The organism is Amycolatopsis decaplanina DSM 44594, assembly GCF_000342005.1.
Lineage (GTDB): Bacteria > Actinomycetota > Actinomycetes > Mycobacteriales > Pseudonocardiaceae > Amycolatopsis > Amycolatopsis decaplanina.
Genome location: NZ_AOHO01000026.1, coordinates 96,869 through 123,203, shown reverse-complemented (window position 1 = coordinate 123,203; position 26,335 = coordinate 96,869). Strand labels below are relative to the sequence as shown.

The window sequence follows — 26,335 nt, the reverse complement described above, 5'->3', positions numbered from 1 at the left end:
CTCCTTCACGTAAAGGACTGTAGTTCATGCTGCCCGAAAAGATCGCCGCGTGGTCCATGCGGCACCGCGCGGTCACCCTCGTCGGCTGGGCCGCCCTCGTGGTCGTCGCCCTGCTGTCGGGAATGCTGCTGGACGGCGAAAGCCGCCGGAGCACCGATCCCGGCGAGTCCGGTCGCGCGCAGACCGCGCTGAACGCCCAGAACACCTTCGACCCCTTACGCGAGAACATCCTCGTCACGGCGAAGGAGTCCGGCTCGCCGCCGTTCGCCGCGAACGAAGAACTCCGGCGGGCGACCGAAGACCTGGTCACCACCCTCACCCGGTCCGGCTCCGTCACCGACGTCCGCTCACCCCTGGCGGCCGACGGCGCCGAGCGGATCTCGGCCGACGGCGCGTCCGGACTCGTCGGCTTTTCGATCGCGGGCGGGGAGAAGGACATCCGCCCGAACTTCGAGACCGCGGCAGCGCAGGTGGACGCGGTCGCCGCCCGGCATCCCTCGGTCCGGTTCGGTCTCTCCGGGGATCTCAGCCTGTCGTCCGTGGTCGACAAGGGCATCCGGGAGGACGTCAAGCGATCGGAACTCCTTTCCCTGCCGCTGACGCTGGTGATCCTGCTGATCGTCTTCGGGGCGCTGGTCGCCGCGTCGGTCCCCTTGCTGCTGGCGGGCACGAGTGTCGCGGCGACCTTCGGCTTCCTCTCCGTCGTCGACGACTTCACCCCGATCAACAGCGCGACGACGGTGATCACCCTGCTCATCGGGATGGCGGTCGGCGTCGACTACTCGCTGTTCTTCCTCAGGCGGCAACGAGAAGAACGCGCGCGTGGGCACTCGGTCGAGACCGCGACCAGGATCGCGGCACGGACGTCCGGGCACGTCGTGGTCGTCTCCGGTGTCACGGTCGTCCTGTGTGTGAGCGGGCTGGTGTTCACCGGACTCGACAACTTCACCGGCCTCGCGATCAGCACGGCGTTCGTGGTCGGCCTTGCCGTGCTCGGCGCGGTGACCGTGCTGCCGTCGCTGCTCTCGCTGCTGGGTGACAAGGTCGATCGCGGGCGGATCCCCTGGCTGGGCAAGCGGCGCACCGCCGCCGAGAACTCGCGGTTCTGGTCCGCGACGGCCCGCGCGGTCACCCGGCGGCCGGCGTTGTGGGGCGGGCTCGCGACCGCGCTGCTGATCCTGCTCACGCTGCCCGCGCTCGGCATGCGCCTGCAGGATCCGACACCGGCGGAAAGCCTGCCGCGCTCGATGGCGACGATCGACGCCGCCGTCCGCACCCAGGAGGCCTTCCCGGGAGTGGCCTATCCCGCCACGGTCGTACTGACGGCCAGGGACGGCGGACCGGTCGACAGCCCGGCGCTGCGGTCGGCGATCACGGATCTCGAACGGCGGATCGGTGAATCCTCCGGCGTACTGAACAAACCCATCGCCGTCGGAGGCGTCGACGAGGCCGTGGTCGTCCGCGTCCCGCTGTCCGGCGCCGGACGCGACGCGCAATCCGACGCCGCGCTCGCGAAACTCCGCACCGAAGTACTCCCCGAGACGATCGGCAAGGTGGACGGCGTCGAGTTCGCGGTATCCGGCCGGACGGCGAACGCCCGCGACTTCGCGGACAGGGTCGTCGAGCGGATGCCGCTGGTCGTCGGATTCGTCCTGCTGGCGGCGTTCGTGTTGCTGCTGCTGGCTTTCCGGTCCGTGCCGGTGGCACTGGTGTCGATCGCGCTGAACCTGCTGTCGATCGGGGCGGCCTACGGCGTGCTCACCTGGATCTTCCAGGACGGTCATTTCGCTTCCCTGCTGGGATTCACCCCGTACGGCGGGGTCGTCGGCTGGCTGCCGATGTTCATGTTCGTCCTGCTGCTAGGGCTGAGCATGGACTACCACATCTTCATCCTCAGCCGGATCCGTGAACGGCGAGCCGAAGGCTCCGTCGCCGCGATCGTCCGCGGCACCGGCACGAGCGCGGGAGTGGTCAGCGGCGCGGCGGTGATCATGGTCGGCGTGTTCAGCGTCTTCATCACGCTGAGCGCGATCGAGTACAAGATGATGGGCGTCGGGATGGCGGTCGCCGTCCTGATCGACGCCACGCTGGTGCGCGGGGTGCTGCTACCCGCCTTCCTGGCGTTGCTGGGAAAGCGGGCCTGGCGGCGCGACCGTAAATCCGTGGCCTCCGGCCGCGTCCCGGAACTATCGTCGCCGAATGCCTGACGCGCTCTTCGCCCACGCCCGGCTCGCACCGATCTACGACGCCTTCGACGGCGCTCGCGACGACCTGGACCACTACCTCGCCATCATCGGCGAACTCGGGGCGAAGAGAGTGCTCGACGTCGGCTGTGGCACCGGCTGCCTGGCCGTTCTCCTGGCTGCGCGCGGGATCGAGGTCGTGGGGGTCGATCCCGCGGAGGCGTCGCTGGAGATCGCGAAGGCCAAGGACCCGGAAGGGAAGATCACCTGGATCCACGGCGACGCGAAAGCGGTGGGTGACGCCGGGGCCGATCTCGCGGTGATGACCGGGAACGTGGCCCAGGTCTTCCTGACCGACGACGAATGGCGCCGGACCCTCGAAGGCATCCGCACCGCGCTGGTGCCGGGTGGTCACCTGGTCTTCGAGATCCGGCGTCCCGGGCGCCGCGTGTGGGAGGACTGGGCCGCCGACACCGCGCACGACGTCATCGACGTCCCCGGCGTCGGTGAAGTCGAGCAATGGCGCGAGGTCACCGAGGTGAACCTCCCGTTCGTGTCGTTCCGGTACAGCTACCGGTTCTCCGACGGCGAGGTCGTCATCTCGGATTCGACGCTGTGGTTCCGCGAACGCGAAGACCTCGAATCCTTGCTGTCGGAGCACGGTTTTCGCGTCCTGGACGTCCGGGACGCCCCCGACCGTCCAGGACGCGAGTACGTGTTCATCGCCCAGCGGGACTAGAGGACTTCACCGTCCGGAACGGTTTTCGGTCCGGTGATCTTCACGTCGCCGCGGACGACGACGTTTTTCCCGAAGGTGACGTCGCCGTCCACCGCGAGGCTCGTGCACTCCTTGAGCGAAGGCGCGGAAGGGATGCGAGCGTCGAAGTCCGGCAGGAGCTTGTAGAACTCCTTGCTCAGCGACACGACAGGCGGGGTGGTGGTGAACTCCGGGATCATCTCCCCGCCGTCGTCGAGCACGTACGCGTCGGACCGGACGACGAGCAGGTCGTCGGTGGTCTTGACCGGCGCGAACCTGATCCGCGGGATCTCGATGGCCCGCGCGCCCTCGACCGAACCGATCGCCGCGCCCATCGCCGTTTCGAGCTGGATCACCGGTGTGCTGGCCTCGTCGGCCGGGTCGACGGTCTTCCTATTCACGATCAGCGGCAACTGCGGCGCGGCCGGGTCGGCGTCCTGCAGGGCCTTCAGCCGTTCGAGGTCGAACCAAATGTTGTTGGTGTTGAAGAAACGCCACTTGGCGACATCGCCGAACGAGTCGTCGCCGTCGGGGACCTGCGCGGATTCACGCAGGACGATCCGGCCCGCACGCCGCGCGAGGTGACCGCCCTTGCGGTCGGCCGCGGTGCCGAGCACCGTCTCCATCGCGAACGGGATGTCCTCGTTCGCCAGCCACGCGGCGATCCGCGCGTCCGGCAGCGCTCCGAGGTTGTCGGCGTTGGACACGAAGCACCAGCGGATGCCCTCCGCCAGCAGTGTTTCGAGCATCCCGCTCACCGCGAGCGCGACGTAGATGTCGCCGTGCCCCGGCGGGCACCATTCGAGTTCCGGGTTCGCGGGCCATTCGACGGGCCGCCCGTCGGCGGTGATCTTCGGTTCTCGGCCCTGAAGGAAGTCGGCGGGGATGACGTCGTCGGCGAGATCGGGATACTTCTTCAACAACTCCAGCGAGGGTTCGCGGGTACCCGCCGAATTCATCAGGATCAACGGGAGACGGGCGTTGTACTTCTCGCGGGTCGAAAGCACCTGCATGGCGATGACGTCGAGGAACGTCTTCCCCGGTTTGATCTGCAGCAGAGATTTCGGGCCGGTGAGCCCCATGCTCGTGCCCAGTCCGCCGTTGAGCTTCAGGACGGCGGTACGGTCCAGCACCCGGCGCGCTTCTTCGGCATCGGGCTCGGGCAGATCGACGAGTCTGCTGATGTCATCGAGAGGTTCGAGTTCGTTTCCCGGCAATTCACCGGCGCCGGGTTCGGACAGCTGCTCGAGACGCCGTCGCAGGGCCGCCAGCTCCATGGCGTGGGCGCCCGCGGAACGCATTTTCGACAGCGTTTCGGCGAAATGATCGGACAGGTGCGCGTCAGAGCTCATTGTGCCCTTTCTGAACCACTGCGTCGGGGCGTCAGTCTATTACCGGGCGCGGCGCCAGGCCGTGCTCCGGGGTCAGTACCCCGGTCATGCGGACGTCATGCGGTTCCGCGGGCAACTCGCGCACGAGTTCGGCGTCCCGGACGACGGCGACCAGCGCCGCGCCGGGCGCGGCGAAGGGGAGCGACCGGTCGTAGTACCCGGCGCCGCGGCCGAGCCGGACCCCTTCGTCGTCGACGGCGAGCGCGGGCATCAGCACCAGATCGGCCGTCCCCAGTGTGTCGGGACCGAGGCGGCGCCCGGTCGGTTCGAGCAACCCCCGCAGCCTGCCCGGCCCGAGACTCGACGGCCCCTCATAGGCGGCCCACTCCAGCGGCCCCGGCGTGTCGGGGACGATCGGCAGCAGTACCCGTTTGCCCTGGCCGAGAAGTTGATCGAGCAGCGCCGTCGAACCCGGTTCGGTACCGAAAGGGACGTAGGCGCACACGACCTCACCCGGCAGCCGAGCGGCCGCGGCGGCGAGCGCGACAGCATCCCGGGCCCGCTCTTCCGACACCTGCGAACGTCGTTCGGCGGTTAGCCTGGAACGCCACTCCGCTTTGCTCAGGTGTTCATTGCCGGGCTCGCCCACATGGTCAGGTTAGGCTTCACGTCCATGACAGGCGCAGCGACCACCCCGGCGGCACGGACCACGAGGAGCTTGCCCGATCGGGCGATTTCCACGGCTTCGGACCGCATCACTCCTGGTAACGGTGGTGAACTTCAGTTCACCGACGGGCCTTCAACGCGTGCCTGGTCGAACGAACGGATCGAGATCCCCCAGTCATGACGGAGCCCATCGCCGAAGCGGCCGAGACCGAAGACGCGGGACAGTTCCGTTCCGTCGAGGATCAGATCTCGCTGACCCTGGACGCCGCGGTACGCCCGCGTCCGGTCCGGGTCGCCATTTCCGAGGCCCAAGGCCTCCTGTGCGCCGAAGAGGTCGTCGCCGAACACGCGCTGCCAGGTTTCGACCAGGCCGCCGTCGACGGCTACGCGGTACGAAGCGTCGACGTCCGCACCGCGGGCCAGGAGCCGGTGCAGCTGCCGGTGGTCGGCGAGATCGCCGCCGGTTCCCGCCAGCCGCGGCGGCTGCAACCGGGGCAGGCCGTGCGGGTCGACACCGGCGCGCCGCTGCCCACGCTCGCCGACGCCGTCGTCCCGACCGCCTACACCGACGGCCACCAGGCCAAGGTCACCGTGCACAAGTCGGTGCCGTCGGCGGGCTACGTGCGCCGGACCGGCGAGGACGTGCAGATCGGCGACGTCGCCGTGCGCAAGGGCGACACCATCGGCTCGGCCCAGGTCGGCCTGCTCGCCGCGGTCGGCCGGGCGAAGGTCCTGGTCTATCCGCGGCCCCGGGTTTCGATCGTTTCCGTCGGCGACGAACTGGTCGACATCGACCGCACCCCGTCGGTCGGGCAGGTCTACGACGTCAACTCCTACGCGCTGTCCGCGGCCGCGCGGGACGCGGGCGCGGAGGTGAGCCGCGTCGGCATCGTCCCCGGTGACCCGAAACGGCTGCGGGAGGTCGTCGAAGGCCGCCTGCTGATGTCGGAGATCGTCGTCGTCGCGGGCGGCGCCGGCGGGAGCGCGGGCGACGAGGTGCACGCGGCGCTGTCCGACCTCGGTCACATCGACATGACCCGTGTCGCCATGCACCCCGGTTCCGTGCAGGGCTTCGGCAGGCTCGGCCCCGATTCGGTGCCGACGTTCCTGATCCCCGGCAACCCGATGAGCGCGCTGGTCGTGTTCGAGGTCCTGGTCCGCCCGCTGATCCGCGCCGCGCGCGGCACCCGCAACCCGCACCGCCGCATCGTCGGCGCGCGGCTGCTCTCCCCGGTCACCTCGACCGAGGGCCGCAAAGGCTTCCTGCGCGGGCAACTCCTGCGCGACGAGGGCAACGGCGAGTACCTGGTGCAGCCGCTCGGCACCTCCGGCGCGCACCTGCTCGCGTCGCTGGCCGAGGCGAACTGCCTGATCAACATCGACGAGGACCTCACCGAGGTCGCCGCGGGCGAGCAGGTCAAGGTGACCTTCCTGGCCCAGCGGGCGTAATGGGCGCACCGATTTCCGGCGTCGCGTATCCGATCGAGAGCAGGCATCCTGGCTGGCCCGCGAAGCTGGGGCCACTCCGCGTGCCCGCCGGGGTCCTCGCCGTCCGGCCGGTCCGGCTGCGGGACGCCGGCGAGTGGAGCCGCGTCCGGTTGCGGGACCGCGAACACCTCGAAATGTGGGAACCGACCGGCGTCGGGCCGTGGCCGGATCGCAACGCGTACTGGTCATGGCCTTCCCAGTGGATGGCGCTGCGAGGCCTGGCCCGGCGCGGGCAGTGCCTCCCGTTCACCATCACGGTGGACGGACGCTTCGCCGGGCAGATCACTGTGGGTAACGTCATCCGGGCGTCGCTCCGGTCCGCCTGGATCGGCTACTGGGTGTCCTCGGACATCGTCCGCGGCGGCGTCGCGACCGGCGCCGTCGCCCTCGTGACCGACCACGTCTTCGACTTCGGCGGGCTGCACCGGCTCGAGGCGACCGTCCGCCCCGAAAACACGCCCAGCCTGCGGGTTCTCGGCAAGGCAGGCTACCGGCAAGAAGGGCTTTTCGAGCGTTATCTCGACGTCGCGGGCGGCTGGCGTGACCATTTCTGCTACGCCATCACCAAGGAGGAGACCGGGAACGGACTGGTCTCGCGGCTCGTCTCGAAGGGCCTCGCCGAGCGCGTTTGACCCCCGTCACCGGCCGGTTCCCGCGGTCGCGTTACCACAAACTGTGAGATTCACCTAATTCAGCGATGCATTTTCCGTGATCGAAACCGGCGAGTCTGCGCGTCGTGTGTGACTGTTGTGGCTAGCGTGACTACAGCAGTGGATCGGGGGAGGTGACGGGAGATGCCCAGTTCGGTGATCATCGTCGCGCTCGCAGCGGCATGGCTCGTCGTTCTCGTGCCCATGGTCGCCCGCAAGCGCCAGCAGGTCGCACGAACGACGGACTCGGCCTTGGCGGCGCGAGTCGTGCGGAGCGGGAGCACACGCCACGAGGGACCGGAGGAGTTCGCGATGGCGGAGAACACGGAACCATCGGTAGAAGACGACCTGGCCGAACTCGAGGCGGAGCTCGACGCCGACCTCGAAGACGAGGAGCCGGAAGCCGAACCGCTTCCCCAGCCCTCGCACACGGCCCGTCCCGAAAGAGAACGCCAAGGCACCGGTTACCGGCCCGGCCGGGGCGGATTCGACCCGGAGGCGGCGGACATCGCCGCGCGCGCCAAGTACGCGTTCCGGCAGCGGATCGTCATCGCGCTCCTGGTTTTGGTGATCACCACCGCGGCCGTCGCCGGCTTCATGACCCCGACGGTCTGGTGGGCCAACGGCGTCGTCGACGCGGTCCTCATCGGCTACCTGGCGTACCTGCGCCGCCAGGTCCGCATCGAGAACGAGATCCGGCAGCGCCGCCTCGCCCGCTTCAACAGCACCCGCGCCCCGCGCCGCCCGGCGATCGCCGACGACGAACCCCACGAGTCCCGCGAGTCCCGTGAGGACATCGAGGTCGTCGCCACCGAACGCCCGGCCGTCGTGGAGCGCAAGCCGTCCCCGATGTCACGCCTCCGGCGCCAAGCCGTCGTCGTCGACCTCGACGACGAGGACCCGGCCTTCCACGAGCTCGACGAGCCCGGGACCAGGCCTTTCCGTCGGGCTTCCGGAGAGTGACCCCCCGGATCCGGGGCTCCATGGGCCACTGATAGGCTCATGGAGCTCCAAACGAGGGGCAAGCTTTACCAGGGGCTGTAGCGCAGTTGGTAGCGCGTCTCGTTCGCATCGAGAAGGTCAGGGGTTCGATTCCCCTCAGCTCCACAGCAGATCAAAGGCCCTTCCCAGGGATATGGGAAGGGCCTTTTGTACGAACGGCGGCCGTCATGCACGGTGATGTACCGGACGCCCGCCTTCCTGCATCGCGTCGCCCACGATCAGAAGAAGTCACGCGGCTCGTCAGCCTTCTCCGATCCGCGATTCTTTGGATCGGCGGGGTCGCAAGAAGGATCAGTACCGCACCACTCACGGGATGACAGTCCGCGGGGCGATCGAGTTCGACACACCGCAGTGGCACCGAGACTTCGATCGGCACGTCACCTGAACAACCTGCCGAACAGGTCGCGCCATCCGCGCCGGATCTCGAACTCGCCACCCGGACCGACCCGGGGATGCCGCCTCCGGTAGTGCTCCGCGAGCTGCCACGCGCCCTCGGACTCGTCAAGCCATGGCGTCCTGTAGCGGCACTCGCCGCATCGGTACCGGAACTCCGCGGACATCGTGCTCCTCCCGTCTTCGGCTCAGTCTCACGGGTTCCGCAGGTCACGGACCAGGCCGACCGACTGCCGTTCCTGGCCGGTCGGCCCACTACGATGGTCCCCCGTCGCACAGCGCATCTGGAGGGACGTCGCCTGTGGCCAGTCGGTTCGGCGTTCTCCTCCGCGATGCCCGCCGACGGGCCGGTCTGACCCAGGACGGGCTGGCCGCCCGGTCCGGCGTCGGCGTGCGGACCATCCGCCGGCTCGAAACCGGCGGGGGCACCGACCCGCGCATCGGCACCGTGACGTTGCTCGCCGACGCCCTCGGCATCACCCCGCACGAGCGCCGCGAGCTCCTCTCCGCCGCGGACGGCACGCAACCGGAAGAGCCCGTCGAAGCGCCGTCGAGCGACACCGGCGACGCGCCGGTGGTCCCGGCCCCCTCCCTCGTCGTCGTCCCCGACGAGGTGCCGAAGGCGGCGGACCATCTGGCCACGATCATCGCCACCCGGCTCCGGCGCGAGGAGGAACTGCGCCGCGTACACGACCCCTTCCCTCTCCCCGTCCGGTGGCGGAACGCGGACGACCTCGCCGACCACTGGGACAACATCTGCCGCGTTCCGCACGGCATGACCGCGGCACCGCTGGACCTCTCCGGCGAGATCGGCGACATCGCGGACGTCTACCGCGGCATCCCGTCACGGAAGCTGGTGGTGCTGGGTCGCGCGGGCGCGGGCAAGACCGTGCTGACGCTGCGGTTCGTGCTCGACGCGCTGGCCGCCCGGAATCGCGGCGGCGTCGTCCCGGTGATCTTCACCATCGGCTCGTGGAATCCGGCCGCGATGCCGTTGCGCACCTGGCTCGTCGAGACACTTCAGCGCGACCATCCCGGTCTCTCCGCTGGGGCCCCCGGCGGCTCGACGCTGGCGGCCGTGCTGGTCGACACCGGCTACATCCTGCCCGTGCTCGACGGCTTCGACGAGATCGCCGAGGGACTGCACCAGCCGGCGCTCGAAGCGCTCAACTCCCTGTCCGGGCCGCTGCTCCTGACCAGTCGCTTCGACGAATACGAGAACGCCGTCACCACGTTCCAGACGCTGACGTCGGCCGCCGTCGTCGAACTGACCGACCTCAGCGTCGACGACCTCGCCGGCTACCTGCCCCGAACGGCGCGGCGCGTCACCTCCGGCAGCCCGGCCACGGCGTGGGATCCGGTCTTGGACGCGTTGCGTGACGCCGAAGCGCCGGCCGCGAACCTCGCCACGGTCATGGAAACCCCGCTCATGGTCGGGCTCGCCCGTACGGTCTACAGCGACTCACGCGACCGCGACCCGGTGAGCCTGCTGGACACCGGCCGCTTCCCGACGGCGCAGGCTCTCGAAGAGCATCTGCTCGACACGTTCATCCCCACCGTCTACGGCGGGCAGCGAGAGACCGGCGACATCCGGGAGCGCTGGGATCTCGAACAGATCCGCCACTGGCTCGGCTTCCTCGCGGACGACCTCGACCGGCGGGACACCGGCGACCTCGAATGGTGGCGGCTGGGCAGTTCGCTGAGCCGCTGGTCGCGCGTCCTCCTGGTGACGGCTTTCGCGTGGCTGGCCACATCGCTCGTCGTCTGGTTCGTCTTGTCCCCCCTCAACTCGCTCACCTCAGGACTTCCGTTCCGGTTTTCCGTCGTCTTCGTCGACGGACTGGTCAGCGGGGCGGTGATCGCCGTTCCGTTCGGCCTGTTGTATTCGTTACTGGTGGTCCGCAAGGCCGGGACCCTCGAACCGACACGCGTACGTGTGCGACTGTTCGACCGTCGGGCACGCCGGCCCCGCCTCAGGAGGAAGATCGCCGTCAGGTTCGCGTCGGGTGTGGCCGGCGGCGTGCTGGCGGCCATCGCCATCACCTTCGTCGGCGTCTTCGTGAAAGCACTGTCGCCCGATCTCGTCATCATCGACGATCTCGGCCACCTCCTCCGCCTGATCCTCGCCGACATCACCACCTTCGGGCTTGCCTTCGGCCCGGTCTGCGGTGGGCTGCTGGCGCTCCTCACCCTGCTCGAAGTACCCGCCGACCTGAACACCGCCACCAGCCCCGCCGATCTGCTCGCGGCGAACCGCTCGACCGTGCTGCGCGTCGTCGGCTTGTTCGCGCCGGTGCTCGCGATCGCGATCGGCCTCGGCAGCTTCGCGGCCGTGGCCGCGGTGGAGGGCATCACGGGCCCGTCGCTTCACCTGACGCGGTCGTTCAGGGTCAGTGCTCTGCTCGGCCTCACCGGCGGGCTCGCCACGGGTTTCGCGTACGTGATCACCTTCACCGCGTGGGGGCAGTGGCTGATCTTCACCCGCTTCCGGCTCCCGCTCCTCCGCAAACTGCCTTGGGCCGTCACCGCGTTCCTCGACGACGCGTACCGGCGGGGGGTGCTGCGCCAGTCCGGCGCCGTCTACCAGTTCCGGCACGCGCGCTTGCAGCAGCACCTCGCCAAGGCCTACCGCGCCCAGCGCTAGGGCCTTTCCCCTGGTCAGTGCCACCGGCCGCAAATGGCCGCTTCGCGACCTTCCGGCTCCGGCCCGCTCGCCGCCAGCATTGGCCACCTCGACAAGCGGCCGGCTGGAAGGGGGTACCGGGGTGAGCACCGAGACGGCATCGGCTGACATCTCCGGGGTGTGGGACGTGTACTTCGGCCGGCCCACGCCGCCGGAAGGCGAGGTGATCTGGGAGGCCTACAGCCACGAAGAGCTGCACCGGATGTTGTGGCAGGACGCCGACATCACGGATGTCAGCACCATCGCCGCGGACTGGTCCGCGCACCGGGCGGCGTTGGTCAACCACGCGGAAGTGTTGCGCGAGCAACGCGCCGCGTTGCTGGACAGCTGGCGAGGCAGCAGTGCGGAGGAGGCGGCACAGCGCCTCCTCGTACTCGCTGACCGGGTGGAGAAGATCGCGGACCTGGCGTACGCGGGCGAGCGGGCCGCGGAACAGGCGGCCGACGCGCTGGCGTGGGCGAGGGCCATGATGCCCGCTCCGCCGGGCGACCCGGCGGCACCGATGACCGACATGTCGGCGAACTGGACCTTCGGCGGAGCCGGGTTCAGCTTCTACGCCGACACCAACGCGAGCGACCTGCAGAAGCAGCGTGCCGTCCAGGCGATGCGGACCTACGAGTCGAGCCTGACGGACTCGAGCCGGTTGATCGGCCAGGCACAGGGCGCGATCCCGGCCGCCTCGACCATGCCGGGCGGTGGCGACACCACGGCGAACGGCTCGGCCTCGCCTTCGGACGGCACCTCCGCCAGCGGGTCGTCGTGGCGGCGCCTCACCGGGACCGGCGGTCTCGTGCAGGGTGCGATGGCCGGGGCGTCCACCGGAGCAGGCGTCGCCGCCGGAACCGTGGCCGGTTCGCCCGCGGGCTTCGTGAGCCCCCTCGCGAACGGTGCGCGGGTAGGGGCGGCGGCACTACCGGGAGGACTCGGCGCGACAGCGGCGCAGGCAGCCGCCGAATCGGCCGCGACGCGCGCGGGCTCCGTGGGCCATCTGGCTCCGCCCGGCTCAGGCACGCGCGGCCGGTCCGCCGAGGAAGACCACACGAACCAGCTGCCGACGATCGACCACGCGCTCTTCCCGCTCGCGGAACCCGCCAGTGAGGCGGTCATCGGCCTTCCCCTGCGGGAGTGGCGATGAGCGAAGGGCGCGGAATCGAAGTCGAGCTGGAGCTGCTCGAGGCGCGTATCACGACACTCGCCGATCTCGGCGATCTCACCGCCGACCTGGTGGCCACCGCGAGCAGGCTCGCGGAACGGCTGCCGATGCTGGGAACCGCGCCGCCTGCCGTGCATTTGGCGAACCGCTTGCGAGAGGCCGCGGGCGGTTCCGGTCTCGCGGGCGAGGTCGAGTCCACGGAACGCGAAGTCAGGGAATACCAGCAGATGCTCGCGGCCGCCAAGCGCAAGTACCAAGAGCACGACGAGCGGTCCGGCGAGGACCTCAGGGCCGGCACGAAGGCCGTCGAAACCAGCGGCGAAGCGGGGCGGGCCTCATGACGATCACGACCACCCCACTCGATGAACACGGCAGCCACTTCGAGCTCGCGGAGCTGGATCTGCTCGCGACCTACGCGGGGACACCGCCGCCGTTTCCGTTGCGGATCCCGTCGTCCGGCCGGATCGCGAGCGAACGCGAGGTGCTGCTCCGTGCCGCGGGTGGTTCACTGGCCGAGCGTGGCCTCGCCACGGCGGAAGAACCCATCGGCATGGCCGCGGATCTGGTGGCCGCGCTGCGCGGGCACCACAGCTCGGTCGATCTGGTGCTGGCCCACCAGGGGACCTTGACGGGGTTCGCGGCCATGATCCACGGGGACCGAGCCGTCCTGTGCGGCCAGCCGATCGGGGGTACGCCGGGCCCGGTCGCCGTCATGACGGTCGCATACGACGCCCTGGCCGACACGCTCGCGAACCTTCTCCCGGAGATCGCGGCCGCACCGACCCTGCCGATCACCTTTCCTCCTGGTGCCGTCGGCGACGATCCGGCCGTCGAAGCGCTCGCCGCCGTGCTGCCTTCGGTGACGGGACGCGGCCAGCTCGGTGTCGTGCGCGGGCCGGGCGACGAGAAGCGGCCCTTTGAACTGTCCTGGTTGGACGGTCCTGCCGGGAGAGTGCGGATCGACCAGGACGACCGCGGCTGGGTGAGCGTGAACCCGTTGCGGCACAACGAACTTGTCCGCTTAATACGCGAGGCCGCGGCACTGGCCCGCCAATGACGACACCGTGGAACGAGAAAGGGGAACATCATGGAGCCGGCACAATGGCTCGCCGACTACCGAGGCCGGCTCGAACGCGCGGCGGACGGTGCGCGCCAGGCTCGGGAGAGTCTCGAGCAGGCAGGTGCGACGGCACGCTCACCTCGGGGCGAGGTCACCGTTTCGGTCAACGCGGCAGGCGTGCTCAAGGGTGTCGCGTTGACGCCCGCGGCCCGCAAGCTCGAGGTCGACGCGCTCGCCGCTCTCATCTTGACCACCGCACGCGAGGCCCAGCGTCTCGCCGGTGAGCGGATGGCCGACGTCATGGCCGGGTATCTCGGCGACGGCCCGGCACTCACCCAGCTCACACGGCACCTCTCGCCGGAGGTCGTGCGATGACCGCGGAACCGTCCTACACCGTCGATTCCGACCAGCTACGCCGGCACGCGGGCAGGCTCGCCGCGCACGCCGATCAGTTGTCGTCACTAGGCACCTCGCTGCCCGGCGAAATGCCGCCGACGGCGCTCGGACCGTTCGCGCGATGCTTCACCGCGGGCATCGGGGCCGCGATGAGCCGGACGATGGACGCGTTCGCCCACACCGCGTCGACCATGGACAAGGTCGGCGACGGCTTGCGGCGGGCGGCCGACCTTTATCAGAGCACGGACGAAGACCACGCCGCGCGCCTGGACGCCGGCGGCACGCTCGACGGGGGAACACGATGACCACGGCGGTCGAGATCAACACCGCGCTCGCAAACCTTCGCGTCGCGCGGGATTCCGTCGGTGCCAAGGAATGGCTGTCGCCGGAGCTCAGCGGCGAGCCCGCTGTCTCGCTCGACATGCTCGGCTCGACGGCGAGCCCGCTGTCCGCGCTGAGCAGTGCGGGGTGCGACTTCCTGACGCCGATGATCTCGTTCCTCGAAGAGCCGCTCGGGCAGCTTCGCGGTGAACCGGAATCCGTGTCGGCTCCCTCCGGTGAGCACGACAAGGTCTCGCGGAGCGCGAACTCCGTCGCCGACGCCTACGGCTCCACGGCGGAGAACGAGACGAGCGAATGGTCCGGGGGCGCCAAACAGAACTACACCGCGACGGCCACGAAGCTGGCCGACGGGATCAAAACGGTCGCGGAGTCGGCGGCGACCAACGCGAAGGCGATCATCGCGGCCGGTGAAGTGGTGGCGCAGGCCGTCGACATCGTCACCCGCCTGATCACCGAGGCCGTCGGAAGAATCGTGCCGATCATGACCAGGGCCATCGCGGCGGCGCCCGCGACCTTCGGGGCCAGTATCGCCGAGGCGATCCCGGAGTGCGTGGCGATCGCCGTCGATCACGGCGGCCGGATCGCGGCGAAACTGGGAGAACTGCTCGTCAGCGGCGAGAACCTCGTGAAATTGCTCGAGGGTGTGGCCGGTGTGCTCGACGTCGTCGAGAAAGGCCTCACCGTGATCGGCGAGGCCGCCGGTGGCGCCTCCGCGGACTCCGGCACGGAGCCGTCGCGGGATTCCGACGAAAACTGAGGGAGAAGAGAAATGGGAATCAAGACCCAGCGGATCGCCGGTGTCGCACTGGCCGTCGCACTCGCCGTGCCGGTCGCGCCCGCGACGGCGGCCGAGACCGGCGAACACGCCGCCACGCAGGCCGTACTCGACCGCTACCAGCTGAAGGCGGGCCCCGGCGCGGCCGTCCACGCCGGCGACGGCCAAGGCTCGTGGACCCTTTCGAGCGGTTCCGCCACCACCCCCGGACAGCGACCCATCACGGCGGACGACCACTTCCGCATCGCCAGTCAGACCAAGACGTTCACCGCGGTCGTGGTGCTCCAGTTGTTCGACGAGGGGATCGTCGACCTCGACGCCCCCATCGAGAGGTACCTGCCCGGCGTCGTCACCGGGAATTTCGACGGCACCGTCATCACCGTGCGCCGATTGCTCAACCACACCGCGGGGTTCCCCCACGACCCCGCCGGCGCGAAGACCAAGCCCGACGGCACGTTCGACCTGGCCGCGCTCGTGCACGCCGCGATGGACGACAAACCGGTTTCCGCACCAGGGACCTACCACTATTCCAACGTCGGCTACCTGGTGCTCGGTCTGCTGATCGAGAAGCTCACGGGCAAGTACGTCGGCGACGCGATCACCGAACGGATCATCGAACCGGTCGGGCTGACCGAGACCTCGTTCCCACCGCCGGGAAAGCGGACGCTCACCAATCCTTACCTGCCCGGCTATCAGGGTTTCCAGCTCGGTGGCGGCTATTTCTGGGTGGAGACGACGACCTCGTTCGAGCTGTCGCAATGGAGTTCGTCGGCCGCGATGGAATCCACCTTGAGGGACCTCGCGAAGTTCGGCCGCGCACTCGGTTCGGGCGAGGTCGTCTCGCGGAAGGCGCTCGCGGAGATGCGCACCGTCGTGCCGTGGACGCCGAACGCGCCCGCCGGGTACGGGCTCGGGCAGTTCAGCATCCAGTTGTCCTGCGGCGGCGTGGGCTGGGGACACGACGGTCTCCTGCCGACCGGGCACGCGTCGCTCACGCTGACCACCGACGACGGCCGGTTCGCGTCGGTCGTGACCAACTCGAACAAACTCCCGACCGACCCGAGCGGCGTCGACGTCGCCAACGCCGCCCTGTGTGAGGGGAAGTGATGCGACGCGGCCTGTCCGCGGTACTCGTCGCGGTCGCCATGCTGACCTGCACCGGCATCGCCCCGGCGGTGAGCGCGGCCGCGCCGCCGGTTTTCACCGACAGCCATGGACTGACCGTCGTCGGGCGGCCGTCCTGGGTGGACGACGGTGGACGCACGTTCAAGCTGGTCGTGCGCACCGCCGAGGTCCCGCGATACTCGACGCTGGAGGGGCAGGTCTCCGGGGAGCACGTGATCATGGTGACGCTGCCGGAGGGCTACGCGTCGTCCGGCGACACCCGCTATCCGGTGCAGTACCACCTGCACGGCCACCCTGACCGCCCGGATACGCGCCTGAACCAGCAGATGTTCGAGGAGTCCACGGCGGGCGGCGTTCCGCTGATCTCCGTCGCGGTCAACGGATCCGGTCGCGGCTGGTACACGAACTGGGTCGCCCCGCCCGCCGGGCTCGGTCCGCAGAACTGGCGGGACTTCCATCTGGACCAAGCGATCCCGTTCGTCGACGCGAACCTGCGCACCATCGCGAAACGGGAAGGGAGGGCGATCTCCGGACATTCGATGGGTGGCTTCGGCGCGTTCCACTACGCCGAGACCAGGCCGGAACTGTTCGGTTACGCCGGAAGTTTCTCCGGCGGGCTCGACCTGCTGAACCAGTTGCAGCGGGTGGCGGTGGCCGGCAGCACGCAACTGCCGGGCAGCGGCACGCCGACGGTTCCGGTGGACGCCGTCTTCGGGCCGCCCGTGTGGCCACTGGACAGGGCGTGGAACGAGGCGAGTCCCGCACAGCACGTGAAGTCGTTGCGGGGCATGGGGGTGGCGATGTACACCGGCGACGGTGGCGACCTGCTGGACAACCCCGTACAGGCCGCGATCGAGAACGTGGCACGCGAGACCAACCGCGTCACGCGTGACCACCTCGTCGCCGCCGGGATCCCCCATACGTTCATCGACTACGGCGACGGCGGCACGTGGGCGGAAGGCTGTCACGGCAAGCACGCGCAATCCGCCTGCCTCAAAGCCGACATGAAGCACTTCGTCGCCCTGATCATGGACGCGCTCGACCATCCATAGAGGACGCGAGCAGCGGGGCGGCCGCAAGTCACCCCGCTGCGACCGCGGCCGGCCCCGCCTCGTCCGGTTCGGACCGCACTGGCTCGTGGGCGCCGAAGCTCTGCACTTCGAAAGCGACCTGACAGAGGGGATGCCGACTGGCGGCATGGAGAGCCAACCCACCGCCTTTCGGCGAAACCCGCGACCGCGATCGACGTCGGCAGGACGCTCCCTCAGCTCCGCCTGCCAGCTCTCAGACGCGCTGCTGGATACGGATCAGGTTCCCGGACGGGTCACGGACGGCGCCATCACGCAGACCGTACGGCTGGTCGGTCGGCTCCTGGATGATCTCGGCGCCCGCCTCCTGCAGGTGCTTGAAGAGACCGTCGAGGTCGTCGGAGGAGAACAGGATGCTCGCGTAGGTGCCCTTGGCCATCATCTCGCCGATCACCCGGCGTTCGTCCTCGGTGATACCCGGGTCGACGGCGGGCGGGTGCAGCACGATCGACACGGGCTGCCCCGGCGGGCCGACGGTGATCCAGCGCATGCCGTCGTAGCCGACGTCGTTGCGCACCTCGAAGCCGAGAGTGTCGCGGTAGAACGCCAGTGCGGCTTCGGGGTCGGTCTGCGGGAGGAAGCTCCCGTGAATGCTGATGTCCATGATGGTCACGCTAGGTGAGACCGCTTCGCGACGCTTCTCGATTCCTGATCGGTCCGGCTAGGAGATCCGCTTGGTCAGACGCACGGTGACCTGGTCGCCGATTTCCTTCCGGAACGGCTTGCGCAGCGGCATCATGTGGACGCCGCCGCCGACCGGCAGCATGCTCGCCGTGAACGTCACGTCGATCGCCTGCGGTGCCTTGTCAGCCATGGTGCTCACTCTTCCTTGCCGCCCGGATCGCGGCGACACTGCGGTCGACGTCCGCCTCGGTCGTACTCCAGTTGGACACGGAGATGCGCATCAGACGCCGGCCATGCCAAGTCGTCGCACCCATCCAGCACTCGCCGGAACGCTGGAGGGCTTCGACGACTCGGTCCGTTTCGTCGCCGAAGCTGACGAGCACCTGGTTCAGCACCACGTCGTTCACGACGGTGACGCCTTCGCACGCTTCGAGTTTCTCGGCGAACCTCCTGGCCAGCGCACAGCATCGTTCGACCATCTCGGCGATCCCAGTGCGCCCCAGCTCGCTGAGCGCCGCCCACGTCGCGAACCCTCGTGCCCGGCGGGAGGACTCCGGTACGAAGTCGCTCGGTGCCCTCACACCACCCTCTCCCTGGCCGGTCAGGTAAGCGGCGGTGAGCGCCATCGCCGCCCTGTGCGACTCGGGATGGGCGCAGAAGGCGTAACCGCTGTCGTAGGGGACGTTGAGCCACTTGTGCCCGTCGACCGCCCAGGAGTCGGCCGTTTCCAGCCCCGCGGTCAGCCGCCTGAGCGCGGGGGCGGCGGCCGCCCAGAGCCCGAACGCGCCGTCGACGTGGACCCACGCCCCGTGCCGGTGGGCGATCTCCGTCGCGGCGGCGAAGTCGTCGAACGCGCCGGTGTTCACGTTCCCGGCCTGAAGGCAAACGATTGCGGGCCCGTCGAGCGCCCGCTCGAGATCGGCGAGGTCGATGGCACCTTGCCCGTCCGCGCGCACCGGTTTGACGGCGTCGGTGCCCAAGCCGAGCAAACGGAGGGACCGGTCGATCGTCGCGTGCCGCTCCTCACTGGCGACCACCCGCAGCGGCGGCGCCCCGTGCAAACCGCGGCGCTCGACGTCCCATCCAGCCCGCGCCAGCACGTGATGCCGGGCGGCGGCCAGGCCGACCGTGTTCGCGCCCTGCCCGCCGGTCACGAACCCGAACGAGGCGCCGGACGGCAGGCCGAGGACGTCCTTGAGCCATTCGCCCGCCACTTCCTCGACGATCGCGGCGGCCGGTGAGGTGATCTTGTTGAACGCGGGCTGGTCCCAACCGGTCGTCAGCATGTCGGCCGCCGTCGCGGCGTCGAGCGCCCCACCGGTGACGAAACCGAAGTACCTCGGTCCGGTGTTCGCCACCAGCGCCGGCTCGACGGCGTCGGCCAGCCGCCGGATCACGCCGGCGGGCGGGACGGGCTTCTCGGGCAGATCACCGAGCTTTTCCCGGACGCCCGTCGTGTCGTCCGGGAAGACCGGGGCGTCGGCGACGCTTTCGCGATAGCGGGTCACGCGGGCGGCGACATCGGTCAGCAGATCTCGCAACTCAGTCATCCGACGGCTCTCTTTCGATCGTCGCGAACCACGCGGGAGCCCCCTCATCGTCGTGGAACCTGGTCCGGACGCGCTCCTCCTCGATGGTCATCACGCGCCATCCTGCACCGAAGGGGAAGCGGAGCGAACTGGCACACGAGGCAGCAGGAGAGGCCGCCATAGCGAGCACGGAGCAGGAAGGCGAGACCGTCAGGCGGCACGCTCGGAGATCGCCCGGCTCATGAAGGCTCGCACCTTGGACCGGAGCCAATCTCGATCCGGCGCGGAACAGGTACGGAACAGAGGGCGTGACCAGGTCGTCATGTGACCTTGGGAAACCTCGTTTGACCTGCGCCGGAATGCGCCGGTACCGTGTGGCGTTAGCACTCTTGTCGGCTGAGTGCCAATGCACGAAGGAGCAGCAGTGCCCACCTACCAATACGCCTGCAAGGAATGCGACCACGCTTTCGAGGCCGTGCAGTCGTTCTCCGACGCGAGCTTGACCGTGTGCCCGCAGTGCTCGGGCTCGCTTCGCAAGGTCTTCAGCTCGGTCGGCGTGGTCTTCAAAGGCAGCGGTTTCTACCGCAACGATTCGCGCGACTCGAAGGCCAACACGACCGCGGCCACGGCCAAGACAGAGACCAAGTCGGAGTCGAAGACCGAGTCGAAGTCGGAGACCAAGAGCGCGGCATCCTCTTCCACGGGTACGACGAAAACGGCCGCCGCCGCTTCCTGACGTCCCGAGTTGTCCACAGGCCCCCGGTTGTCCACAGCCGGGGGTTTTCGTTCTTTCCAGGGCAGCGCACCCGCCCCTAACGTCGAGATCATCACCGATCGACGAGGGGAATCCCGTGTTCCACGATCTGCCCGTCCTGCGAAGACTCCACGGCCGTCCGGCGCGTCTGCTCCGCCGCTGGCTCGCGCTGTCCTTACTGCTCAGTGGCCTGGTCGTGCTCTTCCTGCCCGCGTCCGCGCGCGGCACGCCCGGCACGACGACCGTGGTCTCCGCCCGCGACCTCCCGGCCGGGTCGCTGCTGCGCGCCGGGGACCTCAAGCTCGTCGACCTCCCGGACGACGTCCGTCCACAGGGCGCCACCGGCCTGCCGTCCTCGGTGGAGGGACGGATGCTCGTCGGTGCGGCGCGGGCGGGTGAACCGCTGACCGACGTCCGCCTGCTGGACGCGGCCATCCCCGGATCGGGTGATCCCGAGAGTTCAACTGTCCCGGTGCGGCTCGCCGACGCCGGTGTCGCGGAACTGCTCAGGCCGGGCCAACGGGTCGACGTCATCGCTGCCGCCGATGCCGGACGTGAGGCGTCTGTGCTGGCCAGCACGGCCGTCGTGGCGGCTGTAGGCGAACAGGGCACCCGCGAGCCGAAGGCCTCCGGCGCCGGAAGCAAGGGACCTTTGGTGCTGCTTTCCCTGCCCGCCGCGACCGCGACACGAGTCGCGGCCACCTCGCTGGAACGGTCCATAACGGTTACCCTCCGCTAGCTCGCGCCTGCCCTGTGGCGGCGGGCGCCTGCGTCCCCCCGGTACGGAAAAAGGGACGGTCGGCGAACCGTCCCAGGTGAAGAGGAGAGCATCTTGCTCAAGGGTTTCAAGGACTTCCTGATGCGCGGGAACGTCGTCGACCTCGCGGTCGCGGTGGTCATCGGCGCCGCGTTCACGGCGATCGTCACGGCCTTCACGAACGGCCTGATCAAGCCGCTGATCAACACCATCGGCGGGTCGGACGCGGCCAAAGGGCTGGGGTTCAACATCCTCGCCGACAACGACTCCACGTTCCTCGACTTCGGCGGCGTGATCAACGCGACGATCAACTTCGTGCTGGTCGCGGCCGTCGTCTACTTCGTGATCGTGCTGCCGGTCAAGCACGTCCAGGAGCGGCGCAAGCGCGGTGAGGAGGCCGGCCCGGCGGAGCCGACCGACGTCGAACTGCTCACCGAGATCCGCGACCTGCTGCGCGCGCAGCAGAACCGCCAGGGCTGATCCGGATCACCGGTCGTGGTGAGGCGGCCGGTTCTCCAGGAACCACGAGTCGGAGTCCGGGGTGCGCTGCCCCGGCTCTCGCTCGTCGGAGGTCGTGTCCGGCAGGACATCGCCGAAGATCTCGTCGACTCGGCGTTTCGCCGCCGAGGAAGGGCGCTTGTCCTCGTCTTCACCTGGCATGACGTCCATCTTCGCACCGGTCGCGGGGGCCGCCGACCGGTGGGACCATCAGCGCATGAGCATCGTCGACAAAGCGAAGGGGCTGGCCGCGCAGGCCATCCACAAAGCGGAAGAGGTCGCGGGCGAAGTCCGCGAGAAGGCCGGGCCGCTGGCCGAGAAGGCGGGTGACGTCGCGGCCAAGGGTGTCTCGGCGGCGTCGGCCGGGGCGAACAAGGTCACCGGCGGCCGGTTCGAGGACAAGATCGGCCAGGTCACCGAAAAGGTGGAAGGGGTGCTGCACCAGGACAAAAAGGGCGAGCCCGGGACAGAACCCGGACCCGCCCCGAAGAACTAAGCCTCTTCGAGGCCGGACAGCTCGTCGATCACGTACGGCACCAGCGACGAGAGCGTCGCCATGCCGTCGCGGACGGCCGCTCGTGAACCCGCGAGGTTGACCACCAGCGTGCTGCCGGAGACGCCGACGAGCCCGCGGGAGATGCCCGCGTCCACCGCGCCCGCGGCGAGGCCGGAGGCGCGCAGTGCCTCACCGATGCCCGGGATCGGGCGGTCGAGCACACCGGCCGTCGCATCGGGCGTGCGGTCGCGCGGGGAGACCCCGGTGCCGCCGACGGTGATCACCAGGTCGGCGCCGCCGATCACCGCGGTGTTGAGCGCGTTGCGGATCGCGGCCGTCTCGGCCTCGACCACCACGACGCCGTCGACGATGAATCCGGCCTCTTCGAGCAGCTCCGTGACCAGCGGTCCCGTGTTGTCCTCGTGTTCGCCGTGGGCGACCCGATCGTCCACGATGACCACCAGTGCGCGGCCCAGCCGTTGTGCGCTCCGTTCCATAGCCACACCGTATCCGGTTTCGGCCGATCTTCGCTCCCGCGGTGCCGCGGCACGCGAGTTGTGACGATTCCCTGACGTGAGCCGGGCTTCCGGGGCCATCGTCGACGATCGGCCCTAGCGTCGGGACGGTGCGAACACTGGTAACCGGCGGGGCCGGGTTCATCGGCTCCCACATCGCCGATCTGCTGTCCGATCAAGGTCACGAGGTCGTCGTCCTCGACAACCTCCTGCGCACCGCGCACGGTTCGTCGCGCCCGCCCGGGTACACCGGCCGCCACCGGTTCCTGCGTGGCGACGTCACCGACACGGAGCTGGTCGCCGAGCTGCTTGACGGCGTCGACGCGGTCTGCCATCAGGCTGCCGTCGTCGGACACGGCGTCGATCCGTCCGACGCGCCGTCGTACGCGCTGAACAACGACTACGGGACCGCTGTCCTGCTCGCGGCGATGCACCATGCCGGAATCCGGAAACTGGTGCTCGCTTCGTCGATGGTCGTCTACGGCGAAGGCCGCTACGAATGCCCCATCCACGGGATCGTCCCGCCGTCGCCGCGGAAACGGTCCGATGTGGACGCCGGATGCTTCGAGCCCGCGTGCGCGGCTTGCGGCGCCGAACTCGACTGGCGACTGGTTCCCGAGGACGCACCGCTGCGGCCGCGAAGCACCTACGCGGCCACCAAGCTCGCGCAGGAACACCTGGCTGCGGCGTGGGCCCGGCAAACCGGCGGGACGGTCTGGGCCCTGCGCTACCACAACGTCTACGGACCCCGGATGCCACAGAACACCCCGTACGCGGGCGTCGCGTCGCTGTTCCGGTCCTCGCTCTCGCGCGGCGAGGCACCGATCGTGCTGGAGGACGGCAAACAGCAGCGCGACTTCGTACACGTCCACGACGTGGCGAGGGCGAACGTCCTGGCGCTGCGCACCGAGGGTCCCGAAGGCGACCTGACACCGCTGAACATCTGTTCCGGGCAGCCCCACTCCGTCCGCGAACTCGCCGAAGAGCTCGCGAAGGCCTGCGACGGACCGGCTCCGAAGATCGCCGGCGGCGCGCGGCCTGCCGACGTCCGGCACGTCGTCGCGGACCCCGCACGCGCCCGGCAGCTGCTCGGCTTCACCGCGCGAACCGGTTTCGCCGAAGGCATCGCCGATTTCGCCACCGCTGAGCTGCGGGAACCGGTCGGTTCCTGAAACCGGGAACAGACGCGGCCCCCCGCCGGTTGTCGTTCCCGGCAACGGAATCGACTTTTTTGGGGGTTTTGGTGGGCATCACCGTCGGAGACATCGAGATCGAAGCGCTCGGGGACGGCCTGATCAGGCTGCCGCTCGCGTTCTTCCCCGGTCTCGACCCCGAAGCCCACCCGGACGTCTTCGACGAGGACGGCACCGTGCACGTCCCGACCGGCGCGTACCTGATCCGCGGCGACGGCCGCACGATCCTCGTCGACACCGGCCTCGGCCCGCGCGAATTCGCCTTCCCCCCGGGTATGACACCCGCCAAGGGCGACCCCACCCCGCCGATGGGCACGGGCGGCGACCTCGCGGCCGCGCTGGACAAGGCCGGATGCCCGGTCGACGAGATCGACACCGTCTTCCTCACCCACCTGCACAACGACCACATCGGCTGGATCGCCCCCGAAGGCGACCTGACCTTCCCCGGCGCTCAGGTCGTGTTCGGCCAACTCGACTGGGACGCCCTGATCGCGCCCGCCGGGACGGGCGAATGGAGCCGCGTCGGCATGGAGACCGCCCGGGGCGCGGGGCTGACCGAGGCGATCAGCGGCGACGCCGTCGAGATCGCGCCCGGGATCATGGCGCGGCACGCCCCCGGGCACACGCCCGGCCACTACGTCCTCGACATCACCGCGGACGACGAGCGCCTGCTGTTGCTCGGCGACGTCCTGCACACGCCCGCGCAGCTGACGGACACGCGGGTGGGCTTCCTCAGCGACGTCGACCCCGATCTCGCGCTCCGCACCCGCCGACGTTTCCTCGCCGAAGCGGAAGAGACCGGCGCGATCATCGCGCCGGCCCACTTCCCGGACATGGGTTTCCTGCGGCTCTGACCTGTTGAAGGGCAAGGCAAAGGTGGGACTCGTGAGTGGTAAGGACGGTTCTAACCGTCCTTACCACTCACGAGACCCAGCACGATTTGCCACTCAGGTGGTCGGCCAAGCGCCCCGCCACCGCCAATGTCGCGAAAGTGGCTTTCGCGACACGCCCCGACACCACGCCACGTTTGCCTTACCCCTCAATAGAACCGAGAGCGGTCGTTCTTGGCTGTCGCTCGCTGAAGTCGTCATGGCGGCAACGATCGCCGCCCGCGTTGACACGAGTCAGGGCATGGCGAGCGGAAGCCGGACCTCGAACCGGCAGCCGGGACCTTGGTTCCGGACACCGATGCGGCCGCGATGGGCTTCGACGAGGCCTTTCGCGATCGCCAAGCCAAGTCCGCCGCCGCTCGCCAGCCCGCCGCGCTCGGGTGTGCGCGCCGTCGTCCCGCGGAACGCGACGTCGAAGACGCGCCCGATCTCGTCGTCGGGGATCCCGCCGCAGCCGTCGGAAACCGCGAGCAGCGCCTCGCCGCCTTCGATGCCGATCTGGACCGCGACCGTCCCGTCCGGCGGTGTGTGCCGCACGGCGTTGGACACCAGGTTGCGCACGATCCGCGCCAGTTCCGGGTCGCTGCCGGAGACGACCGGCCACACGTTGGCGTACTCGATCATCCGCACGCGTTTCTGTTCGGCCAGCGGGGCCTGCGCGGCGACGGCGTCGCTCACGACGTCGCGCAGTGGCACGGCGGCCATGGTCAGCTGGAGCGCGCCCGCGGTGATCCGCGACAACTCGAACAGGTCGCCGACCATGCCGGACAGCCGGGTGGTCTCGCCGCTGATCCGCCGCGCGTAGCCGGTGACCTCGATCGGATCGGCGACGACGCCGTCCGCGACGGCTTCGGCCATCGCCTGGATACCGGCCAGCGGGCTCCGCAGGTCGTGGCTGATCCACGCGACCAGTTCGCGCCGCGACGCCTCGGCCGCGCGCTCCCGTTCCCGCGCCTCCCGTTCCCACACGCTGCGGCGCGCGATCGCGCGGCCGAGCACGAGTGCCGCCGGCACGGTCACCAGCGCGACCAGCAGGCAGACCAGTGTCATCGTGGTCAGCGCGGGGGTGAACATGAACCCGCTGATCCCGAGCACCGCGATCAGCGTCGCCAGCACCGGGATCAGCACGAGGATCGTCATCGTGCTGGCCAGTGAACCGCGCCGGAGCAGGTACAGCGCAAACCAGCCGAGCAGCATCACCGGCAACGCGAACATCAGCGCGAACGGCAGGATGTGCCAGGCGTGCGCCAGCATCTCGCCGAAGGACTCTCCGGAGCCGATCATCGCCGCACCGGGTCATACCGGTAGCCGACACCCCACACGGTGGCGACGCGGACGGGTTTCGCCGGGTTCTTCTCGATCTTCTCCCGCAACCGTCTCACGTGGACGGTCACGGTGGACTGATCGCCGAAGTCCCAGCCCCAGACCTTCTCCAGCAGATCGGCGCGGGAGAACGCCACGCCGGGATGGGTGAGGAAGAACGCGAGCAGATCGAATTCCCGGCTCGTCAGGGGAAGTTCCACGCCACCGAGGGCCGCCTGCCTGGCCGTCATCTGCAACGAGAGGTCGCCGTCGGTGATCACGCGCGCCGCCGGTTCGGGCCGCGGCATCCGCGCCCGCCGCAGGACCGACGCCACGCGCAACGCGAGTTCCTTGGGGCTGAACGGTTTCGTGACGTAGTCGTCGGCGCCGAGCTGGAGTCCGGCGATCCGGTTCTCCTCCTCGCCGAGCGCGGTCAGCATCACGACCGGCACCTGGCTCACCTGCCGCAGGCGCCGGCACACCTCGAGCCCGTTGAGCCCGGGCATCATGACGTCGAGGACCACGAGGTCCGGTCCGGTCGTGGAGAACAGCCGCAGCCCCTCGGTTCCGTCCCCGGCGACGTCGACTTCGAAGCCCGCGACCTCCAGATACCGCCGGACGACATCCCGCACGGTCTCGTCGTCGTCGACGACGAGCACGCGACCCTGCTCTGTCATGCAGCCCA

The 26,335-nt window shown here is 69.5% G+C and carries 30 protein-coding genes and 1 tRNA gene; 21 read left to right on the top strand and 10 right to left on the bottom strand.

Translation table 11 applies throughout. From position 1 onward, the window contains the following. The first annotated feature begins 26 nt into the window (after nt 1-26). On the top strand, nt 27-2,207 hold the full coding sequence (locus H074_RS04005; protein ID WP_007028734.1) for an MMPL family transporter: 2,181 nt from the start codon (nt 27-29) through the stop codon (nt 2,205-2,207). Next, nucleotides 2,200-2,922, top strand: coding sequence for a class I SAM-dependent methyltransferase (locus H074_RS04000; protein ID WP_007028733.1), 723 nt, complete (start codon nt 2,200-2,202; stop codon nt 2,920-2,922). Before H074_RS04005 ends, H074_RS04000 begins: the two co-directional genes overlap by 8 nt. Here H074_RS04000 and H074_RS03995 read toward each other — a convergent pair. Both H074_RS03995 and H074_RS03990 read right to left on the bottom strand, forming a co-directional pair. Further along, nucleotides 2,919-4,292: a UTP--glucose-1-phosphate uridylyltransferase gene (locus H074_RS03995; protein WP_007028732.1), complete on the bottom strand. Its 1,374-nt coding sequence runs from the start codon at nt 4,290-4,292 to the stop codon at nt 2,919-2,921. The genes H074_RS04000 and H074_RS03995 overlap by 4 nt on opposite strands. A 31-nt stretch (nt 4,293-4,323) precedes the next feature. Further along, nucleotides 4,324-4,896, bottom strand: coding sequence for a 5-formyltetrahydrofolate cyclo-ligase (locus H074_RS03990; protein WP_051071885.1), 573 nt, complete (start codon nt 4,894-4,896; stop codon nt 4,324-4,326). 218 nt (nt 4,897-5,114) lie between these two features. Here H074_RS03990 and glp point away from each other — a divergent pair, with 218 nt between their 5' ends. From glp to H074_RS03970, 4 genes are all read left to right on the top strand, one after another. After that, nucleotides 5,115-6,386 carry a molybdotransferase-like divisome protein Glp gene (glp, locus tag H074_RS03985; RefSeq protein ID WP_007028730.1) on the top strand — a complete coding sequence of 424 codons (1,272 nt, stop codon included), beginning with the start codon at nt 5,115-5,117 and terminating at the stop codon, nt 6,384-6,386. Next, nucleotides 6,386-7,057 carry a GNAT family N-acetyltransferase gene (locus H074_RS03980; RefSeq protein ID WP_007028729.1) on the top strand — a complete coding sequence of 224 codons (672 nt, stop codon included), beginning with the start codon at nt 6,386-6,388 and terminating at the stop codon, nt 7,055-7,057. The genes glp and H074_RS03980 overlap by 1 nt, the downstream gene beginning before the upstream one ends. A 162-nt stretch (nt 7,058-7,219) precedes the next feature. Then, the gene (sepX, locus tag H074_RS03975) at nt 7,220-8,038 is read left to right on the top strand and encodes a divisome protein SepX/GlpR (protein ID WP_007028728.1); all 819 of its coding nucleotides are present in this window, start codon (nt 7,220-7,222) and stop codon (nt 8,036-8,038) included. A gap of 71 nt (nt 8,039-8,109) precedes the next feature. Further along, nucleotides 8,110-8,182 (top strand) — tRNA-Ala (locus H074_RS03970). A gap of 272 nt (nt 8,183-8,454) precedes the next feature. On the opposite strand, the gene H074_RS03965 is transcribed toward H074_RS03970, so the two are convergent. Further along, the gene (locus tag H074_RS03965; protein ID WP_007028727.1) at nt 8,455-8,637 is read right to left on the bottom strand and encodes a hypothetical protein; all 183 of its coding nucleotides are present in this window, start codon (nt 8,635-8,637) and stop codon (nt 8,455-8,457) included. Nucleotides 8,638-8,771: 134 nt separating this feature from the next. Here H074_RS03965 and H074_RS03960 point away from each other — a divergent pair, with 134 nt between their 5' ends. The 9 genes from H074_RS03960 to H074_RS03920 all read left to right on the top strand — a co-directional run bounded on the left by H074_RS03960 (nt 8,772) and on the right by H074_RS03920 (nt 17,056). After that, on the top strand, nt 8,772-11,114 hold the full coding sequence (locus tag H074_RS03960) for a helix-turn-helix domain-containing protein (RefSeq protein ID WP_007028726.1): 2,343 nt from the start codon (nt 8,772-8,774) through the stop codon (nt 11,112-11,114). Between the two features lie 121 nt (nt 11,115-11,235). Then, nucleotides 11,236-12,288: a hypothetical protein gene (locus tag H074_RS03955; RefSeq protein WP_007028725.1), complete on the top strand. Its 1,053-nt coding sequence runs from the start codon at nt 11,236-11,238 to the stop codon at nt 12,286-12,288. Further along, entirely contained in the window at nt 12,285-12,647 is a 363-nt protein-coding gene (locus tag H074_RS03950) for a hypothetical protein (RefSeq protein ID WP_007028724.1), read from the top strand. The genes H074_RS03955 and H074_RS03950 overlap by 4 nt, the downstream gene beginning before the upstream one ends. After that, entirely contained in the window at nt 12,644-13,363 is a 720-nt protein-coding gene (locus H074_RS03945; RefSeq protein ID WP_007028723.1) for an ESX secretion-associated protein EspG, read from the top strand. The genes H074_RS03950 and H074_RS03945 overlap by 4 nt, the downstream gene beginning before the upstream one ends. 30 nt (nt 13,364-13,393) lie before the next feature. Next, nucleotides 13,394-13,741: a YbaB/EbfC family nucleoid-associated protein gene (locus tag H074_RS03940; protein WP_007028722.1), complete on the top strand. Its 348-nt coding sequence runs from the start codon at nt 13,394-13,396 to the stop codon at nt 13,739-13,741. Beyond that, entirely contained in the window at nt 13,738-14,067 is a 330-nt protein-coding gene (locus tag H074_RS03935; RefSeq protein ID WP_007028721.1) for a WXG100 family type VII secretion target, read from the top strand. Before H074_RS03940 ends, H074_RS03935 begins: the two co-directional genes overlap by 4 nt. Beyond that, nucleotides 14,064-14,861, top strand: a complete 798-nt coding sequence (locus tag H074_RS03930; RefSeq protein ID WP_007028720.1) for a hypothetical protein — start codon at nt 14,064-14,066, stop codon at nt 14,859-14,861. The genes H074_RS03935 and H074_RS03930 overlap by 4 nt, the downstream gene beginning before the upstream one ends. A gap of 12 nt (nt 14,862-14,873) precedes the next feature. Next, nucleotides 14,874-15,986, top strand: coding sequence for a serine hydrolase domain-containing protein (locus H074_RS03925; protein WP_007028719.1), 1,113 nt, complete (start codon nt 14,874-14,876; stop codon nt 15,984-15,986). Continuing rightward, entirely contained in the window at nt 15,986-17,056 is a 1,071-nt protein-coding gene (locus H074_RS03920) for an alpha/beta hydrolase (protein WP_007028718.1), read from the top strand. Before H074_RS03925 ends, H074_RS03920 begins: the two co-directional genes overlap by 1 nt. Before the next feature lie 232 nt (nt 17,057-17,288). Here H074_RS03920 and H074_RS03915 read toward each other — a convergent pair whose 3' ends face one another. From H074_RS03915 to H074_RS03910, 3 genes are read right to left on the bottom strand one after another with little or no spacing between them, the layout of a single operon-like run. After that, nucleotides 17,289-17,696: a VOC family protein gene (locus tag H074_RS03915; RefSeq protein ID WP_007028717.1), complete on the bottom strand. Its 408-nt coding sequence runs from the start codon at nt 17,694-17,696 to the stop codon at nt 17,289-17,291. Between the two features lie 57 nt (nt 17,697-17,753). Further along, nucleotides 17,754-17,906: a DUF1905 domain-containing protein gene (locus tag H074_RS40910; RefSeq protein ID WP_007028716.1), complete on the bottom strand. Its 153-nt coding sequence runs from the start codon at nt 17,904-17,906 to the stop codon at nt 17,754-17,756. Next, nucleotides 17,899-19,266, bottom strand: a complete 1,368-nt coding sequence (locus tag H074_RS03910; protein ID WP_007028715.1) for a pyridoxal phosphate-dependent decarboxylase family protein — start codon at nt 19,264-19,266, stop codon at nt 17,899-17,901. Before H074_RS03910 ends, H074_RS40910 begins: the two co-directional genes overlap by 8 nt. A 403-nt stretch (nt 19,267-19,669) precedes the next feature. Here H074_RS03910 and H074_RS03905 point away from each other — a divergent pair, with 403 nt between their 5' ends. From H074_RS03905 to mscL, 3 genes are all read left to right on the top strand, one after another. After that, nucleotides 19,670-19,981 carry an FmdB family zinc ribbon protein gene (locus tag H074_RS03905; RefSeq protein WP_007028714.1) on the top strand — a complete coding sequence of 104 codons (312 nt, stop codon included), beginning with the start codon at nt 19,670-19,672 and terminating at the stop codon, nt 19,979-19,981. Nucleotides 19,982-20,096: 115 nt separating this feature from the next. Then, nucleotides 20,097-20,738, top strand: a complete 642-nt coding sequence (locus H074_RS03900; RefSeq protein ID WP_007028713.1) for an SAF domain-containing protein — start codon at nt 20,097-20,099, stop codon at nt 20,736-20,738. Nucleotides 20,739-20,831: 93 nt separating this feature from the next. Further along, complete coding sequence (mscL, locus tag H074_RS03895) at nt 20,832-21,236, top strand: large-conductance mechanosensitive channel protein MscL (RefSeq protein WP_007028712.1); 405 nt, start codon at nt 20,832-20,834, stop codon at nt 21,234-21,236. Nucleotides 21,237-21,242: 6 nt separating this feature from the next. Here the strand turns inward: mscL and H074_RS39070 are convergent, their stop codons facing one another. Beyond that, a complete protein-coding gene (locus H074_RS39070; RefSeq protein WP_007028711.1) occupies nt 21,243-21,416 on the bottom strand; it encodes a hypothetical protein in 174 nt (57 codons plus the stop codon). A 55-nt stretch (nt 21,417-21,471) separates the two neighbouring features. On the opposite strand from H074_RS39070, the gene H074_RS03890 reads away from it, so the two are divergent. Further along, nucleotides 21,472-21,750 (top strand): Rv0909 family putative TA system antitoxin, encoded by a 279-nt coding sequence (locus tag H074_RS03890; RefSeq protein WP_039921525.1) that lies wholly within the window; start codon nt 21,472-21,474, stop codon nt 21,748-21,750. On the opposite strand, the gene H074_RS03885 is transcribed toward H074_RS03890, so the two are convergent. Beyond that, on the bottom strand, nt 21,747-22,247 hold the full coding sequence (locus tag H074_RS03885) for a MogA/MoaB family molybdenum cofactor biosynthesis protein (protein WP_005155592.1): 501 nt from the start codon (nt 22,245-22,247) through the stop codon (nt 21,747-21,749). The genes H074_RS03890 and H074_RS03885 overlap by 4 nt on opposite strands. A gap of 128 nt (nt 22,248-22,375) precedes the next feature. Between H074_RS03885 and H074_RS03880 the strand changes: the two genes are divergently transcribed. Next, nucleotides 22,376-23,437, top strand: coding sequence for an NAD-dependent epimerase/dehydratase family protein (locus tag H074_RS03880; RefSeq protein ID WP_007028709.1), 1,062 nt, complete (start codon nt 22,376-22,378; stop codon nt 23,435-23,437). Nucleotides 23,438-23,508: 71 nt separating this feature from the next. Beyond that, on the top strand, nt 23,509-24,312 hold the full coding sequence (locus H074_RS03875) for an MBL fold metallo-hydrolase (protein WP_007028708.1): 804 nt from the start codon (nt 23,509-23,511) through the stop codon (nt 24,310-24,312). Nucleotides 24,313-24,582: 270 nt separating this feature from the next. Here the strand turns inward: H074_RS03875 and H074_RS03870 are convergent, their stop codons facing one another. Further along, complete coding sequence (locus H074_RS03870; protein ID WP_007028707.1) at nt 24,583-25,632, bottom strand: sensor histidine kinase; 1,050 nt, start codon at nt 25,630-25,632, stop codon at nt 24,583-24,585. Next, complete coding sequence (locus H074_RS03865) at nt 25,629-26,327, bottom strand: response regulator transcription factor (RefSeq protein WP_039921523.1); 699 nt, start codon at nt 26,325-26,327, stop codon at nt 25,629-25,631. The genes H074_RS03870 and H074_RS03865 overlap by 4 nt, the downstream gene beginning before the upstream one ends. Nucleotides 26,328-26,335 lie beyond the last annotated feature (8 nt).

Excerpts from the sequence above, each read along its gene's own strand:
- H074_RS03925 (WP_007028719.1), top strand. The coding sequence starts at position 14,874 with ATGGGAATCAAGACCCAGCGGATCGCCGGTGTCGCACTGGCCGTCGCA.
- sepX (WP_007028728.1), top strand. The coding sequence starts at position 7,220 with ATGCCCAGTTCGGTGATCATCGTCGCGCTCGCAGCGGCATGGCTCGTC.
- H074_RS03930 (WP_007028720.1), top strand. The coding sequence starts at position 14,064 with ATGACCACGGCGGTCGAGATCAACACCGCGCTCGCAAACCTTCGCGTC.
- H074_RS03940 (WP_007028722.1), top strand. The coding sequence starts at position 13,394 with ATGGAGCCGGCACAATGGCTCGCCGACTACCGAGGCCGGCTCGAACGC.
- H074_RS03995 (WP_007028732.1), bottom strand. The coding sequence starts at position 4,292 with ATGAGCTCTGACGCGCACCTGTCCGATCATTTCGCCGAAACGCTGTCG.
- glp (WP_007028730.1), top strand. The coding sequence starts at position 5,115 with ATGACGGAGCCCATCGCCGAAGCGGCCGAGACCGAAGACGCGGGACAG.
- H074_RS03945 (WP_007028723.1), top strand. The coding sequence starts at position 12,644 with ATGACGATCACGACCACCCCACTCGATGAACACGGCAGCCACTTCGAG.
- H074_RS40910 (WP_007028716.1), bottom strand. The coding sequence starts at position 17,906 with ATGGCTGACAAGGCACCGCAGGCGATCGACGTGACGTTCACGGCGAGC.
- H074_RS03910 (WP_007028715.1), bottom strand. The coding sequence starts at position 19,266 with ATGACTGAGTTGCGAGATCTGCTGACCGATGTCGCCGCCCGCGTGACC.
- H074_RS39070 (WP_007028711.1), bottom strand. The coding sequence starts at position 21,416 with ATGCCAGGTGAAGACGAGGACAAGCGCCCTTCCTCGGCGGCGAAACGC.
- H074_RS04005 (WP_007028734.1), top strand. The coding sequence starts at position 27 with ATGCTGCCCGAAAAGATCGCCGCGTGGTCCATGCGGCACCGCGCGGTC.
- H074_RS03950 (WP_007028724.1), top strand. The coding sequence starts at position 12,285 with ATGAGCGAAGGGCGCGGAATCGAAGTCGAGCTGGAGCTGCTCGAGGCG.
- H074_RS03865 (WP_039921523.1), bottom strand. The coding sequence starts at position 26,327 with ATGACAGAGCAGGGTCGCGTGCTCGTCGTCGACGACGACGAGACCGTG.
- H074_RS03885 (WP_005155592.1), bottom strand. The coding sequence starts at position 22,247 with ATGGAACGGAGCGCACAACGGCTGGGCCGCGCACTGGTGGTCATCGTG.
- H074_RS03890 (WP_039921525.1), top strand. The coding sequence starts at position 21,472 with ATGAGCATCGTCGACAAAGCGAAGGGGCTGGCCGCGCAGGCCATCCAC.
- H074_RS04000 (WP_007028733.1), top strand. The coding sequence starts at position 2,200 with ATGCCTGACGCGCTCTTCGCCCACGCCCGGCTCGCACCGATCTACGAC.
- H074_RS03965 (WP_007028727.1), bottom strand. The coding sequence starts at position 8,637 with ATGTCCGCGGAGTTCCGGTACCGATGCGGCGAGTGCCGCTACAGGACG.
- H074_RS03980 (WP_007028729.1), top strand. The coding sequence starts at position 6,386 with ATGGGCGCACCGATTTCCGGCGTCGCGTATCCGATCGAGAGCAGGCAT.
- H074_RS03935 (WP_007028721.1), top strand. The coding sequence starts at position 13,738 with ATGACCGCGGAACCGTCCTACACCGTCGATTCCGACCAGCTACGCCGG.
- H074_RS03920 (WP_007028718.1), top strand. The coding sequence starts at position 15,986 with ATGCGACGCGGCCTGTCCGCGGTACTCGTCGCGGTCGCCATGCTGACC.
- H074_RS03915 (WP_007028717.1), bottom strand. The coding sequence starts at position 17,696 with ATGGACATCAGCATTCACGGGAGCTTCCTCCCGCAGACCGACCCCGAA.
- H074_RS03870 (WP_007028707.1), bottom strand. The coding sequence starts at position 25,632 with ATGATCGGCTCCGGAGAGTCCTTCGGCGAGATGCTGGCGCACGCCTGG.